This is a genomic window from Porphyromonas somerae (genome assembly GCF_022845615.1).
In the GTDB taxonomy this organism is placed as follows: Bacteria; Bacteroidota; Bacteroidia; order Bacteroidales; family Porphyromonadaceae; genus Porphyromonas_A; species Porphyromonas_A somerae.
Genome location: NZ_AP025559.1, coordinates 2,322,749 through 2,339,097 on the forward strand (window position 1 = coordinate 2,322,749; position 16,349 = coordinate 2,339,097).

Annotated in this window: 17 protein-coding genes; 16 read left to right on the forward strand and 1 reads right to left on the reverse strand. The window is 51.2% G+C overall.

Translation table 11 applies throughout. The annotated features are described in order from the left end of the window. Positions 1 to 86 precede the first annotated feature (86 nt). The 15 genes from MWL85_RS09860 (at position 87) to MWL85_RS09930 (ending at position 14,432) form a co-directional block, all read left to right on the forward strand. Positions 87 to 1,397 (forward strand): hypothetical protein, encoded by a 1,311-nt coding sequence (locus MWL85_RS09860; protein WP_244400576.1) that lies wholly within the window; start codon positions 87 to 89, stop codon positions 1,395 to 1,397. An 888-nt stretch (positions 1,398 to 2,285) separates the two neighbouring features. Beyond that, on the forward strand, positions 2,286 to 2,870 hold the full coding sequence (locus MWL85_RS09865) for an L-threonylcarbamoyladenylate synthase (protein ID WP_070707962.1): 585 nt from the start codon (positions 2,286 to 2,288) through the stop codon (positions 2,868 to 2,870). A gap of 1 nt (position 2,871) precedes the next feature. Next, positions 2,872 to 4,659 (forward strand): chloride channel protein, encoded by a 1,788-nt coding sequence (locus MWL85_RS09870; RefSeq protein ID WP_244400577.1) that lies wholly within the window; start codon positions 2,872 to 2,874, stop codon positions 4,657 to 4,659. A 7-nt stretch (positions 4,660 to 4,666) separates the two neighbouring features. After that, complete coding sequence (fmt, locus tag MWL85_RS09875; protein ID WP_244400578.1) at positions 4,667 to 5,602, forward strand: methionyl-tRNA formyltransferase; 936 nt, start codon at positions 4,667 to 4,669, stop codon at positions 5,600 to 5,602. A gap of 24 nt (positions 5,603 to 5,626) precedes the next feature. Next, a complete protein-coding gene (locus MWL85_RS09880; RefSeq protein WP_244400579.1) occupies positions 5,627 to 6,001 on the forward strand; it encodes a YccF domain-containing protein in 375 nt (124 codons plus the stop codon). Beyond that, entirely contained in the window at positions 6,001 to 6,852 is an 852-nt protein-coding gene (gene murI / locus MWL85_RS09885) for a glutamate racemase (protein WP_021903270.1), read from the forward strand. Before MWL85_RS09880 ends, murI begins: the two co-directional genes overlap by 1 nt. 51 nt (positions 6,853 to 6,903) lie before the next feature. After that, positions 6,904 to 7,494 carry a chromate transporter gene (locus MWL85_RS09890; protein WP_244400580.1) on the forward strand — a complete coding sequence of 197 codons (591 nt, stop codon included), beginning with the start codon at positions 6,904 to 6,906 and terminating at the stop codon, positions 7,492 to 7,494. Next, positions 7,491 to 8,018 (forward strand): chromate transporter, encoded by a 528-nt coding sequence (locus MWL85_RS09895; protein ID WP_021903269.1) that lies wholly within the window; start codon positions 7,491 to 7,493, stop codon positions 8,016 to 8,018. Before MWL85_RS09890 ends, MWL85_RS09895 begins: the two co-directional genes overlap by 4 nt. An 82-nt stretch (positions 8,019 to 8,100) precedes the next feature. Beyond that, on the forward strand, positions 8,101 to 9,513 hold the full coding sequence (locus tag MWL85_RS09900; protein WP_244400581.1) for a PDZ domain-containing protein: 1,413 nt from the start codon (positions 8,101 to 8,103) through the stop codon (positions 9,511 to 9,513). A gap of 1 nt (position 9,514) precedes the next feature. Next, on the forward strand, positions 9,515 to 10,927 hold the full coding sequence (locus MWL85_RS09905; protein ID WP_244400582.1) for a glycoside hydrolase family 125 protein: 1,413 nt from the start codon (positions 9,515 to 9,517) through the stop codon (positions 10,925 to 10,927). Continuing rightward, positions 10,927 to 11,598, forward strand: a complete 672-nt coding sequence (locus tag MWL85_RS09910) for a DUF3256 family protein (RefSeq protein ID WP_244400583.1) — start codon at positions 10,927 to 10,929, stop codon at positions 11,596 to 11,598. Before MWL85_RS09905 ends, MWL85_RS09910 begins: the two co-directional genes overlap by 1 nt. Positions 11,599 to 11,610: 12 nt before the next feature. Further along, complete coding sequence (locus MWL85_RS09915) at positions 11,611 to 12,504, forward strand: DUF8429 coiled-coil domain-containing protein (RefSeq protein WP_018027495.1); 894 nt, start codon at positions 11,611 to 11,613, stop codon at positions 12,502 to 12,504. Positions 12,505 to 12,518: 14 nt separating this feature from the next. Next, the gene (locus tag MWL85_RS09920; protein ID WP_070707949.1) at positions 12,519 to 13,010 is read left to right on the forward strand and encodes an alanyl-tRNA editing protein; all 492 of its coding nucleotides are present in this window, start codon (positions 12,519 to 12,521) and stop codon (positions 13,008 to 13,010) included. Between the two features lie 18 nt (positions 13,011 to 13,028). Beyond that, a complete protein-coding gene (locus tag MWL85_RS09925) occupies positions 13,029 to 13,406 on the forward strand; it encodes a VOC family protein (protein WP_026161600.1) in 378 nt (125 codons plus the stop codon). 12 nt (positions 13,407 to 13,418) lie between these two features. Next, a complete protein-coding gene (locus tag MWL85_RS09930; RefSeq protein WP_021903262.1) occupies positions 13,419 to 14,432 on the forward strand; it encodes a S24 family peptidase in 1,014 nt (337 codons plus the stop codon). Between the two features lie 298 nt (positions 14,433 to 14,730). Here MWL85_RS09930 and MWL85_RS09935 read toward each other — a convergent pair whose 3' ends face one another. Continuing rightward, positions 14,731 to 15,234, reverse strand: a complete 504-nt coding sequence (locus MWL85_RS09935) for a hypothetical protein (RefSeq protein WP_018027499.1) — start codon at positions 15,232 to 15,234, stop codon at positions 14,731 to 14,733. A 164-nt stretch (positions 15,235 to 15,398) separates the two neighbouring features. Between MWL85_RS09935 and MWL85_RS09940 the strand changes: the two genes are divergently transcribed. After that, positions 15,399 to 16,346 (forward strand): HU domain-containing protein, encoded by a 948-nt coding sequence (locus MWL85_RS09940; RefSeq protein ID WP_070707947.1) that lies wholly within the window; start codon positions 15,399 to 15,401, stop codon positions 16,344 to 16,346. Positions 16,347 to 16,349 lie beyond the last annotated feature (3 nt).

Genomic DNA, 16,349 nt, shown 5'->3' on the forward strand with positions numbered 1-16,349 from the left:
TTTATTACCTTTGTAACGTGGTTATTGAGTTGCAATACAGGTTGCATAGATAGCCGATTACCTATCCTATTCATTTCGTTATTATTATGAAACTGGCATATAACTTATCGATCCTGATCGGGCTTATGATGCTTCTCTCAGGCTGTGGCTTGATGAAGCTCTTCACCTCGGAGCCAAGGGATGTCTGCAAGGCGCAATTGGAGACCAAGGAAGGAGCTACCTACACAGGGTATCTTAGGATGCCTATGTCGGGGGACAAGGAGCTCAAGCTCTTCGATGACCTCGCCCTCGCCCATTCAGCCGGCACCTTCAAGTCCGAGGATCTGAAAGGCATCGAGCTAAGCAACCCCAAGAAACCGGACTCGAGCTATCGCTTTGAGTACAAAAAGTTCTCCACCTTCCTGCAAAGCAATGCCGCATGGATGACTCTCGTAGATAGGGGACCTGAGCTTACGGCCTACCTCCTGGCCTCTTCGTACAAGATTGATGAGAATGGGGACATCTTCTTCATCGGCAACGAGCAGCGGATCATACGTAGTGGAGGAAGTATGGCTGTTGTAAAGCCCAGCTTCCCACTATTCTTGGAGAAACGCGGAGGTATCCTAAGAAAGGTTGCTCTGGTACACGGGATCAACTATGAAGGATCTCAGTTTAGAGGCGGAGTGGTCAGATTCCTTGCCGATGATCCGGAGCTCTGTAGCTATGTGAGAGGACTGAAGTGGGAGTTTGAGGACATAGATAAGGTGGTGAAGTACTACGATCCTCACCGCAAGGGTGAGCTGGTCATTAAGGATGACCGGGGTCAAGTCCTCGCTCTGCCACCACATAAGATGGTCACGGGTGCGCTTTCAGGCGAGCTTATCTACACTGCGGATCTGGCTAAAAACCTAACGCCACACTTTGGGATGGCCTCCTACCTCGGGCTCCGCTCATCCCTCGGGACGTACTTCACTTATGGCGGGTCTGTAGGATTCAATCAGCCCTGCCTCGTGGATGATACGGCACTGATAACGGAGGATCCGAGCTTCTTGTTGAAAGATCGCAAGGAAGTGGAGGTACCTCAGGAGTTCATCAAGCGAGTGACCCTTTTTAGCTTCAATGCTTTTGCGGGTCTGCAGGTGCCGCTTGACCTAAAGTCTGTATATGTCATTCCTTCCCTGAGTGGATGTGTTACCGGTGACCTTCACTCCGACTACAGCCTGATCAGTGCTGGACCGCTCGTAAGGTGCGACTTTGGCATCCCCTTGAAGTATGGGAATATGCTCTTCTTCGGTGCCGGATACAAGTATGGCTTCCCCATCAAGGATGCAGATGAGATGGCAGCTGACAACTACAAGAATGTGACCCCTTATGGTCAGTCTCATACCGTCTTTCTGTCCATCGGTTATATGTTTTGACCCGTAGATCTTCCTTAAATAAGGGAGCGAAAGAGATTCTCTTTCGCTCCCTTATTATTATAGACTTATAGGTCAACGAACAAAGGTATCTGTTTTTTTTCTTCTACTTCGCCCACCATTTTGACCTATACTTCAGTACGAAAATGGCTATTAGGCTGTTTTACCCACCATTTTGACCTATACGCCTCATTATACACAGGTCTTCGGCACTGCGTGCCTTGACCTGTGCCTATTTAGCACGGACCTCTGCCGAGGTCCTCCCAGGAGTTACGCATTAGAAAAGACCCTGCACCTCATCCTTGACTTATACCCAGCAAAGGAACTGATAGATCGGAAGGACCTCGGAGAGGTTCTTTACCCATAGACACTCAAATGAATACCGCACAAACCTTTCTAATGCGCAACCCCTGTCCCCAAAAAAAGGTTGTAGCCCCATTTGAAGGCTACCCGCTCCCAAGTGTCGAAGGATCGGGAGAAAGACCGAAACCAACACCAACCCTACGACCTTCCCCCGTGGGAGGTCGGACTAAGGCTATTCATTTCCTCACAATGTGTCTACATTTTCAGGAATAGAGGGGACGGAGTGTATACACATTCAGGAATGCGATGATATACCGTCCACATATTCCGCATAGGGTGCGGAATGCATTCCGTATGCGTGCGGAACGTATTCCGTAGCCCTGCGGAATCCATTCCGCACGCATACGGAATATAGGGTTGATACCAGAAGAGATTATTGAATAAACGAACGACACCACTTAGCGTAAGGACCCCGCTAAAAACTATACGGGAGCCCTCTTGAATACGTTGCCCTTTCATCACAGCCTCGCTTGATTAGGAGTTTACCTAGAAAAGTGGTAACTTCGCTATCAAAATCAGAGGAACAGTATGGAGGTAGACGAACGATACGAGCGGGAGGACTTAGCCGAGGCACTGAGGGTGCTGGAGGCGGGTGGGGTGATCCTTTACCCTACCGATACGATTTGGGGCATTGGTTGTGATGCGACGAACGAGGAGGCGGTGCGGAAGGTCTTTGAACTAAAGCACCGAGCGAGTGCCAAGGCTCTGATCTCTATTGTAGATAGCTCGGCCAAGTTGCAAGGGCTTATGAAGGAGGTGCCTGAGATCGCTTACGACCTGATTGAGGCAAGCCCCACCCCACTCACGGTGATCTACCCTGGGGTGCATGGATTGGCACCCAACCTTTTGGCAGAGGATGGGAGTGCGGGGATCCGAGTGGTGGAGAGTGAGCCCTTCTGTAGGGATCTTTGCCTAAGATTTAAGAAGCCAATTGTGAGCACCTCTGCCAATGTATCGGGAGCACCTAGTCCGGCACACTTCGGAGAGCTCTCTCAAGAGATACTCGAAGGGGTGGACTATGTAGTGAAATATCGACAAGGCGATAGGAGGCCTGCCACTGCCTCGAGCATTATCAAGCTGGAGGTGGATGGACAATTCAAGGTACTAAGATAGGATGAGCAAGGAGCATAAATCGGTGCTAAAGATTTTGGAGTGGCGCGAAAAGCACATTCCAGAGCAGATCTTTATCCTGATACTTGCCTTCGTGATTGGGGTGCTCTGCTCCTTTGCAGCTGCGATCCTAAAGGGGTCGATCCATTGGATTGCGGACCACGCAGCGTCCTTCTCCGAGGTCGACGACCTCTATATCGGTTACCTGATCACGCCGGTGGTGGGTGTCTTCGTTACCTACCTCTTTGTGAAGTACATTGTGCGTGATGATATCAGCCACGGCGTCACCAAGATTCTCTATGCCCTTAGCCAGCGTAAGAGTCGGCTGAAGCCACACAATATGTGGAGCTCTATTGTTGCCTCCTCTATCACCATTGGCATGGGTGGTTCGGTAGGTGCGGAGTCGCCTATCGTGATGACTGGTTCGGCGATCGGGAGCAACATCGGTCGCTTCTTTCACCTAGAGCATAAAAACCTAATGCTCCTCCTCGGGTGTGGTGCAGCGGGGGCGGTAGCGGGGATATTCAAGGCACCGATCACGGGACTTATCTTTGTGGTGGAGGTGCTGCTGATGGACCTCACCCTCACCTCTGTACTACCGCTACTTATCTCCTCGGTAACCGCTGCCTCTTTCTCTTACCTGATCTTTGGTACCGAGGCACAGTTTGCCTACGAAGCGACAGAGGCCTTTACACTGGGTAGGATGCCGTGGGTGATCGTACTAGGAGCTCTTTGCGGACTCGCCTCGCTCTACTTCACCAAGATCTCCTTTGGGCTGGAGCGCAAGCTGAAAGGGATGACACACTATTGGGAGAGGTTTCTGGTCTGCGCGGCGATCCTCAGCACGCTGATATTTTTGCTTCCCCCACTCTACGGTGAGGGGTATAACTCTATCAGCACACTGATTAGCGCCGAGCCACAGCGGGTGATGCAAGGCTCTTTCTTCGAGAAACTAACCGGTACCACGTGGGCACTTCCCCTCTTCTTGACATTAGCGGTACTGGCAAAGGTTTTTGCCACGGTGGCGACCAATGCGGGTGGTGGAGCCGGCGGTGTCTTTGCGCCTAGTCTCTTTGTGGGTGCACTGGTGGGCTTTGCCTTTAGCTATGTAATAAATATCTCGGGTCTCAATATCTACCTCCCTACCGACAACTTTGCCCTCATGGGCATGGCGGGGGTAATGGCAGGGGTGATGCATGCCCCGCTGACGGGTACCTTCCTCATCGCTGAGCTGACAGGTGGGTACAATCTATTTCTCCCCCTTCTGGTGGTCTCCACCACTGCCTATGGTACGATTAAGCTCTTCCTACCCCACAGTATCTACTCGCTACGGTTGGCGGAGGAGGGGAAACTGCTGACGCACAATAAGGATAAGGCGGTGATGACGCTGATGCAGGTGGATCACGTGATTGAAAACGACTTTAGCATCCTTTCGCCCGACATGACGCTGGGCGATACGGTGCGTATCTTTGGCGAGAGTAAGCGCAATATTTTCCCGGTGGTGAATGACAAGGGACGTATGGTGGGGATGGTGCTACTGGATAATATCCGCAATATCATGTTCCGACCCGAGCTCTACGATCGCTTCAAGGTGGCGACCTTTATGGTATCTCCCGAAGCGCGTGTAGTGGTGGGGATGAGTATGGATGAGGTGATGAAGCTCTTTGATGATACGAGGGCTTGGAACCTCCCTGTAGAAGACGAGGAGGGGAAGTATCTCGGCTTTGTCTCTAAGTCGCAGATATTCAACCAATACCGCGAGGTACTGAATGATAACTTTGGAGGAGATTAAGAATAAGATGAAGATAGTATATTTCGGAACTCCCGACTTTGCCAGCTATATCCTACAGTATATCCTTGAGCAAGGGGCAGAGGTGGTAGGAGTGGTGACCAACCCCGATAAGCCGGCTGGGCGAGGGCATAAGCTACGTCCTTCGGCAGTGAAGGAGGTGGCGATGAAGTATTGCCCTAACGTGCCTATCCTACAGCCTGAGAACTTACGTGACGAAGGGTTTCATGCCGAGCTCAAGGCACTCGGAGCCGACCTATTTATTGTGATTGCTTTTAGGATGCTCCCCCGTGAGGTGTGGGCGATGCCCCGCTTGGGCACGTTTAACCTCCACGCCTCTCTACTCCCGCAGTATCGAGGGGCGGCACCTATTCAGCATGCGATCCTTAATGACGAGAAGGAGACGGGGGTGACTACCTTTCTCCTGAATGAGGGCATTGATGAGGGCAATATTTTACTACAAGAAAAGGTGGCCATCACTCCCGAGGAGACAGGGGGCTCGCTCCACGATAAGTTGATGCAACTGGGTGCGGAGGTGACCTTCAAAACCATACAGGGATTGGAGCAAGGAACCCTCTCCCCTAAGCCTCAACCAAAGGTGGAGGGGCTTCGCTATGCCACTAAGATATTTAAGGAGGACCGGCTCCTCAGCTTTCAGCAAGAGTCGGCACACGCTATAGCTTTACGGATTAGGGCTATGAGCCCCTACCCCTCGGCGATTGCCACACAGGGGGAGGAGGAGATCAAGGTCTTCAAGGCAACCCCTTGCCCTTCGCTACAAGGGCTACAGCCCGGGGAGTATCGGGTGACGAAGGAGTCGGTGGTGGTGCATTGCACTGAAGGGGCTGTGGAGCTGTGGGAGGTGCAATTTCCCAATAAGCGACGCACCACTATCCATGATTACCTCCTCGGCAATAGCTTTCCCGAGGGTGAGCGATTTAATTAGTTAGTTACACATTATATATAGGTTATGGTTAATCTACTTCTTAATATTGTTTGGTGGATCTGTGGCGGATTGGCTTCGGCCTTGGAGTACTTCACCGCAGGATTGATCTTTTGCGTCACCATCATTGGTATTCCACTCGGTCTGCAATCCTTCAAACTAGGAATGGTAATGCTCTTCCCCTTTGGGAGCGAGGTAACGCCCTCTAGCCGCAATCCTATTGGGCTACTTGGTAATATCCTTTGGGCAATATTTGCGGGCATCTGGATCGCTATTACCCACGTAGCAATAGGGCTACTCCTTTGTATCACCATCGTAGGTATTCCTTGGGGAACAAAGCACTTCAAGATGGCTAAGGTGGCTTTGGCTCCTTTCGGACGCGAAATCATTATTAACCCCTGATGTTGCGGGGCAAAGGTGCCATAGGGGTCTTTGACTCGGGATATGGAGGGCTGACCGTGCTTGGGGAGCTACGTAAGTGGTTGCCCCAATACGACTACCTCTACCTCGGGGATAATGCTCGTGCCCCCTATGGATCGCACTCCTTTGAGTTAATCTACCGCTACACTCGCCAGGGGGTGGCTTATCTATTTAGTCAAGGCTGTCCGCTGGTGATCCTCGCCTGCAACACCGCTTCGGCACGAGCCCTCCGGCAGTTGCAGATGTGTGACCTTCCCAATAGTTCCGACCCTACACGGCGAATCCTTGGGGTGATACGTCCGACGGTGGAGTACCTCGGCCGATGTACTGAGCAACAACCGATGCAGGTGGGACTGGTAGCAACAGAAGCAACCGTTGCGAGCCACTCCTATCAGATTGAGATGGAGAAGTATGCTCCCAACGCCCACCTAGTACAAAAGGCAACGCCCCTTTGGGCGGCCCTTGTGGAGCGGGGTGAGATTGATGACAATGTGGGGGTCAATTACTTTATTCAGCGTGACCTCTCGCTTCTCCAGAGTGCAGCACCAAAAATGGAGGCACTGATCCTCGCCTGCACTCACTATCCGCTTCTGCTTCCCAGAATAGAGCAAGCTCTTCCCAAGGAGATCCAAGTAATCGCCCAGGGCGAGATAGTGGCACACTCTCTCCTTGACTACCTACGGCGACACCCAGAGATGGAGGAGCGACTCACCACCAACGGCGAGGCTCGCTACGCCACTACCGAGGCCGACCACCGCTTTGCCACCATGGCCGACTACTTTATGCAGGAGACGGTTTCCCCCGATCAAGTCACCCACATCTCCCTCACCTAGCTGTGGCATTTATTGGGGAGGATAGGGAGATAAAATGGTATCTTTGTAGATATGAAAGAGAAAGGGCTACAGAAACGACGCAATTGGCGCCAGTTATTGCAAATGGCGAAGACCTTTTTCCTCATTGGTGGCTTTACCTTTGGGGGCGGTCAGGCTATGATCCAATTGATCCGCACCGAAGTGGTGGATAAGTATGGTTGGCTAGAGGATAAAGAATTTATCGACCTCTTTGCAATGGCACAGTCACTTCCAGGAATCTTGGCGGTGAATATTGCTATCTTTGTGGGGTACCGCATTCAGGGCTTCTTGGGGGCTCTCGTGTGTGCTTTTTTCGGCACCATGCCGAGCTTTGTGATCATTTTGTTGCTGGCGATGTTTGCTAGTGATGTAAAGGACAACCCGACGGTGGAGGCGATCTTCAAAGGGATACGCCCAGTAGTGGTTGCCCTCATTGCCGCCCCTACCATCACGGTATGGCAGGCTTTGGGACTTGGATGGAAGTGGGTGTGGATCCCTATTGTAGTGGCGCTGAGCATCTGGTTACTGGGGGTGAGCCCTGTAGCGGTGATTTTTATTTCGGCCTTTTTGGGCTGGTTCTACACCATATATATAGTTCGGTCGAAAGGAGGTGAGGAGAAATGATCTACCTACAGCTTATTTTGGTCTACCTCAAGATTGGTTTGGTAGGCTTTGGTGGAGGGTATGCGATGCTCTCCCTAATTCAGGAGGAGGTGGTGACCAACTATGGTTGGCTCACAATGCAAGAGTTTACCGACATTGTGGCGGTCTCGCAGATGACCCCTGGCCCTATAGGTATCAATAGCGCCACCTATATAGGCTATACCGTTACCGGCTCTGTGTGGGGCTCTGTTGCTGCCACCGTCTCGGTGATGATCCCCTCTTTTGTGCTGGTGCTGCTCATCTCCGTCTCCTTTGCACGCATTCAGAATAATCGGCACTTCAACGCTCTCTTTGTGGGGATCCGCCCTGCCGCTGTTGGGCTGATCGGAGCTGCCTTTTTGCTTCTTCTGAATAAAGAAAACTTCGTGGACCTTACTAGTGTGATCCTCTTCCTCCTAGCCTTTGTGGCAGTGGTGATGAGGTGGATTCACCCTATCCTCGTGATTATCCTCGGCGGTATCGCTGGATACTTTATCTACATCTAACTAAGGCCCATTTTTACTCCGTAATGTGGCTGAAAATTAGTATCTTTGAGGTATCAGTAACTTATTGAAAATGACTAGAGCAATGAAGAGAATAACTATAATGACTGCCCTTTGCCTACTGAGTGCCCTCTCAGTGATGGCTCAGAAGGTGGGTGTACAGAGTAGTCGGTGTGAAGTAGGGCTACTATATCAGATCAGTTATCAGGCGAATTGGGGCGACTCCTATGCGGTAGTAGTGGAGGTGGTACCCGATCAACCTGCTGCCAAAGCGGGGCTAAAACCTGGGGATATTATTGAGACCATCAATGGGGTCAATACACAGGAGATGAGCGAAGAGGAGATCAATCGTGTGCTCCTAGATCCCAATGCGGGAAGTGTGCAGCTACAAGTGACCAATTTCGGGTACCGCAAGAAGCCGATCACTATCCGCAAGCATTGTGTCCCTGCACAGGCGATCTCGGAAGCGATGTTGGCTCGGGCTTTCAATATGTATAGTGTGGAGGATGTGACTACTCGCCGGTTTACTATGCCTTTTAACTACCGTGCTCCCGAGCGTATTGACTTTGCACAGTATCGTAGCTTTAGCTTCGCTACAGGTCGTAGGCCGACGGTGCTGGAGCGTAGTATCTACGAAGAGCTGGTACGTAAAGGTCTGAAGTATCAGGAGAAGGGAGGAGACTTGGTGGTGGCAGTGCAAGCTGACCTCGCCGTTAACCCCAACTACCGTGAAGGGGCTGAGAGTGACGTGGAGAAGGGTCTTAAGAATTATCGCTTCAACGCACACACTGGGGATATCCAGCAGTACCCTTTCCATAGCATCAACGCGCCTAGCTTCACAGGGTCGCACCTACTGACGATGGTGGTACAGATCTCCGATGCAAAGCAACAGAAGTTGATCTGGAGTGTGCAGGCAAGGGAGCGGCTCAATAGTGCCTATAGTGTGGAGACCTATGCCGATAACTTTGCACCGCTATTGCTCTCCAACTTCCCCTTTCTACGCTATATCTCCAACCCTACCTTTGTCATGCACAAAAACACCTATCGCTCTATCGGTATCTACCTTGATGCCGACGATTTACAGCGACTCCTCTGGGTGGAGAAGGGAAGTCCAGCAGAGCGAGCAGGGCTATTGCCGGGCGACCGTATCCTCACCATCAATGGCTTGCCACTGGAGGCCTCTGTAAAGGCGATGACCGATGGGTACCACGCCTTTCTGAAGAAGAGCCTACTGCTCCGCGACGAGGAGACTCGCTTCCCAAGTAGCGATGGCTTTGACGGCAATAAGTTTTGGCGACTAGATAAGTACAAGGAGATAGCTGAGAAGATGCAGAACCCTAAGTACAAGGGTGCCTTCACCTACCTCTTTAGCCACCGCCCATACGTCCACGACCCTATCATTGAGGATATTGTAGTAGAGATTAAGCGGGGTGATGAGGTGATCCCAATTGCGATGAAGCCAGTACTGAAGAAGGAGGACTATATCGAATTGATGTAATATGATGAAGAAGAATATACTGATATGTTGCCTGCTACTCGTTACTTTTTCAGTGGCATCAGCAACGGACTATAAAAGCCAGCGTCCAAAGGAGCAGGAGCGTCTCTTTGCCTCGCCCGTGATAGAGCGTGATATCGTGAGGGTTCAGGAGCTAATAACGCACGACAAACTCCGCTGGATGTTTGGCAACTGTCTGCCCAACACCCTAGATACCACCGTGCACTTCCGGCTAGATGACGCGGGATTGCCCGAGACCTTTGTCTACACAGGTGATATCGCCGCTATGTGGCTCCGTGATAGTGGAGCGCAGGTTTGGCCTTACCTGAGGTATGTGGGTGAAGACGACCACCTCCGCCAAATGATAGAGGGGGTGATCCGTATGCAGCTGAAGCAAATCAACCTTGACCCCTTTGCCAATGCCTTTCTCGATGGACCGATCATGTCGAAGTGGGCGGAGAGCGATGAGACGCAGATGCTCCCTGGTGTGTATGAGCGGAAGTGGGAGATTGACTCTCTCTGCTACCCAATACGCCTCGCCTACGCCTATTGGAAGGCGACGGGCGATAGCTCTATCTTCGATGCGACCTGGCTGAAGGCAGTGGAGAATATCCTCGCTACTTTCCGTGACCAGCAACGCAAGGAGGGGAGAGGAAGCTACCGCTTTTTAAGGGTTACAGACCGTAGTACTGACGGTAAGAGCAACATCGGATGGGGCGAGCCAGTTTGCCCTGTAGGGCTTATCGCAAGTGCCTTCCGACCAAGCGACGACTCCACCCACTTCCAGTTCTTAGTGCCTAGCAATTTTATGGCGGTCACCTCACTTCGCAAGATGGCTGAGATCCTAACCGCGGTCAACCATTTACCTGAGCTTGCAGCGGAGTGTTCCGCCCTCTCCAATGAGGTGGAGCAGGCACTCCAGAAGTATGCCGTTTACGACCACCCTACCTTTGGCAAGATCTATGCCTACGAGGTGGATGGCTTTGGCAACCACTACTTGATGGACGATGCCAATGTACCTAGTCTACTAGCAATGCCCTACCTAGGGGATGTCGCATTGGACGATCCTATCTATCAGAATACCCGCAGGTTTGTGCTGAGTGAGCAGAATCCCTTTTTCTTCAAAGGGAGTGCCGGCGAAGGGATCGGCGGGCCACACATTGGGTATGATATGGTATGGCCGATGAGCATTATGATGAGGGCATTTACCTCAAAGGACGATGCAGAGATTGCCTATTGCCTACAGATGCTACTCGATACCGATGCTGGCACTGGATTTATGCACGAATCCTTCCACAAGGATGATGCGACCAACTTCACCCGCGAGTGGTTTGCATGGCAAAACTCTCTCTTCGGAGAGCTGATCCTCCGACTAGTAGATGAGGGCAAACCCGACCTACTCAATCAACTCAAGTGATGCGACGACTCTCCCTCAGCCTACTGACCCTCCTGATAGCTCTCTCTGCCACGGCACCGAGAGTCGATATCCGTCAGCTATTTCTCTCAATGCCACAGACCGTGATGCCCACCCTCAGCGAGGAGCGAAAGAAAGATCTACTAGCTCAGTACGATGCCCATAAGGAGGGACGTATCTATACCCTAAAGGAGATCCCTAACTCCCTCACCAGCACAGCGTCAAACATCCGCACACTCACCCAAGACTACCTGGAGCTACAGCTGGATGAGATGAGTAGTATGCAGCTAAAGGTGCTGCCAAAGGGGTGGCGAGGCTATATGATCAGTATTGTACTGACGAGTGAGGTAGTGCCATGGCAGTCGGTGCTCATCTTTTACGATAAGCAATGGCGGCGACTTGATACCTCGAGCTACTTCCGCTTCCCGCCACTAGCTCAGTTGGTGACCGACCCTGAGCTTCTGAATCGCAACGATACAAAGCGGGTGCTCTCGGAAGTCGGTACCCTCGCTTACAGCTATCAATGGTCACCAACGGAGCTACTTTTATCAACCAAAGTCACCACTTTCGACCTACCGCTTTACCAAAAACTATATCCCGAAGCGGGACAATGGATAAAGCCAGATGGGGTGACCTATCAATGGAAGAGGGGACAACTAAGGAGCCAAAAATAAAACTGATATAGTATGTCTACAGAAGAAGCAAAACGCAAGAAGAAAGCACTCATTATCGTAGGGGCTATCCTACTGGCACTCCTGATAGCGGGTGGCATCTACACCATCCTTCGCCAACGTCGCCAACTCACCGACATTCAGAATATCGCTGAGATCGAGAAGCAAGAGCTACAAGAGCAATACAACGAGGTGGCACTTCAGTACGAGGGCTTCAAGATAGAGGTGAGCAACGACTCCATCCTCCACCAGCTAGAGTCGGAGCAGGCCAAGGTACAACGCCTGATGGAGGAGCTTCGGACAGTGAAGAGTACCAACGCAGCACGTATCTCCGAGCTACGCCGTGAGCTAGAGACACTCCGCAAAGTACTCAGGCACTATGTGGTGCAGATTGACTCCCTCAATAGAGCCAATGCCGAGCTACGCACAGAGAATCAAGAGGTGAAGCGACAGATAAGCCAAGTGACCTCCGAGCGGACACAGCTACGGGAGGAAAAGGCAAAGCTAACCGAGCAGGTGACCCTTGCCAGCAAGCTCTCTGTCTCTAGCTTCAATGTACGGCGCCTCAATTCAAGAGGGCGGGAGACCAAGCGTATCCAGCAGATGCGTCAGCTAGAATTCCGCTTTACGATTGATAAGAATGTCACCGCCGAACCAGGCTTCCGCGACATCTATATGCGTATCATCACCCCCGACGAGGTACTTCTACAGAAGCCCGCCGAGAGCGGTCACTTCAATTTTGAAGGGGGCAAAGTACCCTACTCTATCAAGCGACAGGTGGAGTATGGTGGCGAGGCAACGACCCTCACTATGTACTGGGATATAGAGGAATATCTAGTAGAGGGCAACTATCGTGTAGAGATCTTTGCCGATGGCTACATCATCGGTCGATTTACCTTTGCACTCTAAGGACTCTACCAGCTATGCCAGACCCACAATACAATAGCCACAATAAGGAGGAATACCCACCGATGCACACCGCCGAGCACATCATCAATCAGGCGATGTGCCGTCTCTTTGATACCGGGCGGAGCATCAATGCCCACGTGGAGCGAAAGAAGTCACGGCTAGACTTCCATACCACCCAACCGATGGGCGATAAGGAGGCGCAGCTACTCGAGGAGGAGGTAAATAGGATCATCCTACAAGACCTACCCGTCACCTACCTCACCACCACACGCCAAGAGGCGGAGCAGTACGATGTAGACCTTAGTCGCATCCCCCACGACTCCTCAGAGGCGGTACGCATCGTGCAGGTGGGCGATTACGATACCTGCCTCTGCATCGGTAGCCATGTGGCACATACCCAGCAGATAGGGCGGGTAGAGATCTACTCCAATGCCTACGACCCTGAGCGCGCCAGGTGGCGTATCCGCTACCGCCTTTACGAGAGCGATCCCACATTTGATGAATAAATAAACAGAGATAATATGATAGAGCTAAAGAGCCGATTCGATCACTTCAACTTCAATGTCTTTGACCTCGAGAAGAGCCTCCGCTTTTATGAGCAAGCACTTGGCCTAAAGGAGGTGAGGAGAAAGGAGGCCTCCGATGGTTCCTTTATCCTAGTATACCTCGGTGACGGTACCACCAGCTTTACGCTAGAGCTCACTTGGCTACGCGACCGCAAGGAGCCCTACAATCTTGGTGACCTCGAGTATCACCTCTGCCTTCGCGTAGAGGGCGACTACGACCAATGGCGAGAGTATCACCGCGAGATGGGCTGTATCTGCTTCGAAAATCACGAAATGGGTCTTTACTTTATCCAAGACCCAGATGGGTATTGGATTGAGGTGCTTCCACTCAAGTAACCACTCAACTCTATGGCACAGAAACCACCTATCGACCCCAAGCACAAGCTACAGATCAAGCGTCGGCTCCTCAAAATATACGAGAGCCTAGTCAGCAGGGATCTGATTGAAAACTATGCCGATCTTTCGGAGAAGTTGGAGATGAATATCTCCACCGTGCGAGGAGCCTTTAGCCTTGCTTCGGAGTATCTGTCGCATCGCTTCCTAGACCGATTTCTGGAGGTCTATGGAAAGGAGTACTCAAGCGACTGGCTCTACGATGGTACCGGCAATATGAGGACCAAGCTAGAGGTGGATCCCGATGAGGCAAGTGGTGCCCGCTGGAAACGTGTCGCTTACGTGGTAGAGCAGGAGGGATACAGCGTGCAAGACTTTGCCAAGGAGATTGGTCTCACCCACCCTAGCACTATCTATAGAGCTTTGCAAAATAAGACACGGCCCAGCAACAATACCATGCAGCTCATCTATGAGCGCTTCCCGCAATATGGCAGAGAATGGCTCCTGTGGGGGCGAGGGGAGGTCTATATCAAGCCGCTACAAGAGCCTGGGGTAGAGAGTGCAACGCCCTACAAAGTGGCGGAGATGATGAGCTTCCCCATCATACCTGATGCCGCAGTGGCAGGGCGACTTACGGGATACGGAGACCCCGATCCTGAAGGGTTGCAGACCCTCTCCGTCCCCGTCGATCGCAGATACAAAGGTCGCTACTATATTTTCACCGTCCGAGGTGCCTCTATGGACGACGGCACCACCAATGCCCTTTGCGATGGGGATAAGGTACTTTGTCGCGAAGTGGCACGAGAGTATTGGTCACTAGGTCTACACCGTAAGAACTGGTATTACTTTGTCTTTGCCACCTACTCCGAGGGCATCATCATCAAAAAAGTAATCGACCAAGACCTCGAAAATGACACCATCACCTGTCACAGCCTCAACCCCGAATATCCCGACATCGTGCTACACCTAAAAGACATCATAGGGGTATACAACGTAGTGGAACTAGTCAGCCGATCCATGAAGTACTAACACCCAAATACACCTCCAATATAGGTGAATTTCAGCCCCCTTATAACCAACTGATAACCAATATACTACCAAGTCGTCAATTGAGATGCAACTAAGCAATTGGTTAGTTGCATCTCGTCATTTGCTTAGTTGCAACTCGCCGATCGCTTAGTTGCAACTCCACTTTTGCTCCCTTATACCATAGTCATCTAAGCACCCCCGAGAGGGTGCTTTTTTATACCCAACATATATAAATATATAGGCCGAAAGGGCGATTGCCCCTTCGGCCTATTTTTGTTTATAGATTGCTATCTAAAGATTAGAGCTTAAAGGAGAGACCTACATTAGCATAAGAATATCCATATCCTAGCTCGAGGAACATACCCACCGTTGGGGTAAAGAAGTAGCGAGCACCAATGTGAGTACCCCAGTCAAAGTCATGTGTCCACTTATTAATATCCACCCCTTCTTTCTTGTCTTTGTAGTGGTAGCCATAAGCACCGAGCATCAAGGAGAAATAGGTATCTAGCTCAGGGATAAAGTGGTAGTGCATCGCTACACGAGGACCAACTACATACCCTAGAGTATGCTTGCCAAGGACCACACCACCGAGGGCACCTACAGAGAGGGCAGCATCAGGGCTTTGGAATAGATTATCTACCACACCATAGTCGTAAGAGGCGTAGATAGGGAGCGAACTGCTAGTGATACCAAGGCTACCAGATACGATGCTAGTGCCTTTTTGCATTACATTCTGAGCATTGGCTTGTAGACCAAATAGAGCTACGACAGCCATTACTGCGAGGGCTAATTTTCTCTTCATAACGTTTAATTTATTAGTTTATCTGATACTATTATCTACCACAAAGGTACTCTTTTTCTTGAAAATTGGTAGATCTTTCCCTTGTTTTCCTTCAACCGCCACTATCGGTTTATGGAAAAATAGGTATCTTTGTGTGATAGGAGAATGAATTATAAGGTAGAATTATGAGACGACTAACGAGGCAAATAGAGCAACTTCTCTACACTGAGGAGTGCGTAGTGGTACCAGGGATCGGTGGTTTTTTGGTGCATCACGAGCCAGCAGTGGCAGATGAGCAGAAGGGACTAATCTATCCAGGGCGCTGTCGCATCTCCTTCAATGCAGCACTGAAGGATAATGATGGGGTGCTGGTGAAGAGCTACAGCGATGCCTTTTCCTTTGGCTATCGCCGCTCCCTCTCTATTATGGAGAAGGACATTGAGGAGCTCCGAGCCCAACTACTCTCTAGCGGAGTAGTGGAGATCGGCGAAGTGGGCAAGTTGGTACAGTCAAAAGGGGAGATGAATCTCACCTTTATCCCCAATCCACACCACCCCTTCTCCATTGACTACTACGGTCTACGCCCAGTAGCGATGCTACCTCGCCCCAAAGCGACCTCCAAAGTGGCAGAGCGGCGGGCTGGGCTCAAGGGGCACATCTACTACCTACCTATCAATCTCAGAAGCCTAGGTTATGGCTCAGTTGCTGCTGCTATGGTGGCGGCAGCGATCTTCATTCCCAATCAAAAGCTACAATCACCTAACAACGTAACGCAATACCAAGCTGGCTTCCTCACCGAGCAGGTGGCGGAGCAGAAGGAGGAGCCCACACCAGTGATGGATGAGGTACAAGTACCTACCTTTGAAGGCTTCCGCATCACGGAGGGGAGCGAGCAGCCAGGTCGCTACTATGTGGTGGTGGCAACGCTTCCAAATGAGACCATGGCTCATAAGTTTATCAATGAAAATAGCAACTACCTTCGCTTTGCCGATGAGGGGGGTGTTTTGGTTTCTAGCCGAGGGCTACACCGCTTCTATGCCGCTAGCTTTGAGACAAGCGAGGAGGCACAAACCTATCTCCGTGAACTAACGAAGGAGGAGGCATTTAGCACCGCTTGGATCCATAAGCAATAATTG

Coding starts and splice junctions, on each gene's coding strand:
- MWL85_RS09860 (WP_244400576.1), top strand. CDS start 87: ATGAAACTGGCATATAACTTATCGATCCTGATCGGGCTTATGATGCTT.
- MWL85_RS09865 (WP_070707962.1), top strand. CDS start 2,286: ATGGAGGTAGACGAACGATACGAGCGGGAGGACTTAGCCGAGGCACTG.
- MWL85_RS09870 (WP_244400577.1), top strand. CDS start 2,872: ATGAGCAAGGAGCATAAATCGGTGCTAAAGATTTTGGAGTGGCGCGAA.
- fmt (WP_244400578.1), top strand. CDS start 4,667: ATGAAGATAGTATATTTCGGAACTCCCGACTTTGCCAGCTATATCCTA.
- MWL85_RS09880 (WP_244400579.1), top strand. CDS start 5,627: ATGGTTAATCTACTTCTTAATATTGTTTGGTGGATCTGTGGCGGATTG.
- murI (WP_021903270.1), top strand. CDS start 6,001: ATGTTGCGGGGCAAAGGTGCCATAGGGGTCTTTGACTCGGGATATGGA.
- MWL85_RS09890 (WP_244400580.1), top strand. CDS start 6,904: ATGAAAGAGAAAGGGCTACAGAAACGACGCAATTGGCGCCAGTTATTG.
- MWL85_RS09895 (WP_021903269.1), top strand. CDS start 7,491: ATGATCTACCTACAGCTTATTTTGGTCTACCTCAAGATTGGTTTGGTA.
- MWL85_RS09900 (WP_244400581.1), top strand. CDS start 8,101: ATGAAGAGAATAACTATAATGACTGCCCTTTGCCTACTGAGTGCCCTC.
- MWL85_RS09905 (WP_244400582.1), top strand. CDS start 9,515: ATGATGAAGAAGAATATACTGATATGTTGCCTGCTACTCGTTACTTTT.
- MWL85_RS09910 (WP_244400583.1), top strand. CDS start 10,927: ATGCGACGACTCTCCCTCAGCCTACTGACCCTCCTGATAGCTCTCTCT.
- MWL85_RS09915 (WP_018027495.1), top strand. CDS start 11,611: ATGTCTACAGAAGAAGCAAAACGCAAGAAGAAAGCACTCATTATCGTA.
- MWL85_RS09920 (WP_070707949.1), top strand. CDS start 12,519: ATGCCAGACCCACAATACAATAGCCACAATAAGGAGGAATACCCACCG.
- MWL85_RS09930 (WP_021903262.1), top strand. CDS start 13,419: ATGGCACAGAAACCACCTATCGACCCCAAGCACAAGCTACAGATCAAG.
- MWL85_RS09935 (WP_018027499.1), bottom strand. CDS start 15,234: ATGAAGAGAAAATTAGCCCTCGCAGTAATGGCTGTCGTAGCTCTATTT.
- MWL85_RS09940 (WP_070707947.1), top strand. CDS start 15,399: ATGAGACGACTAACGAGGCAAATAGAGCAACTTCTCTACACTGAGGAG.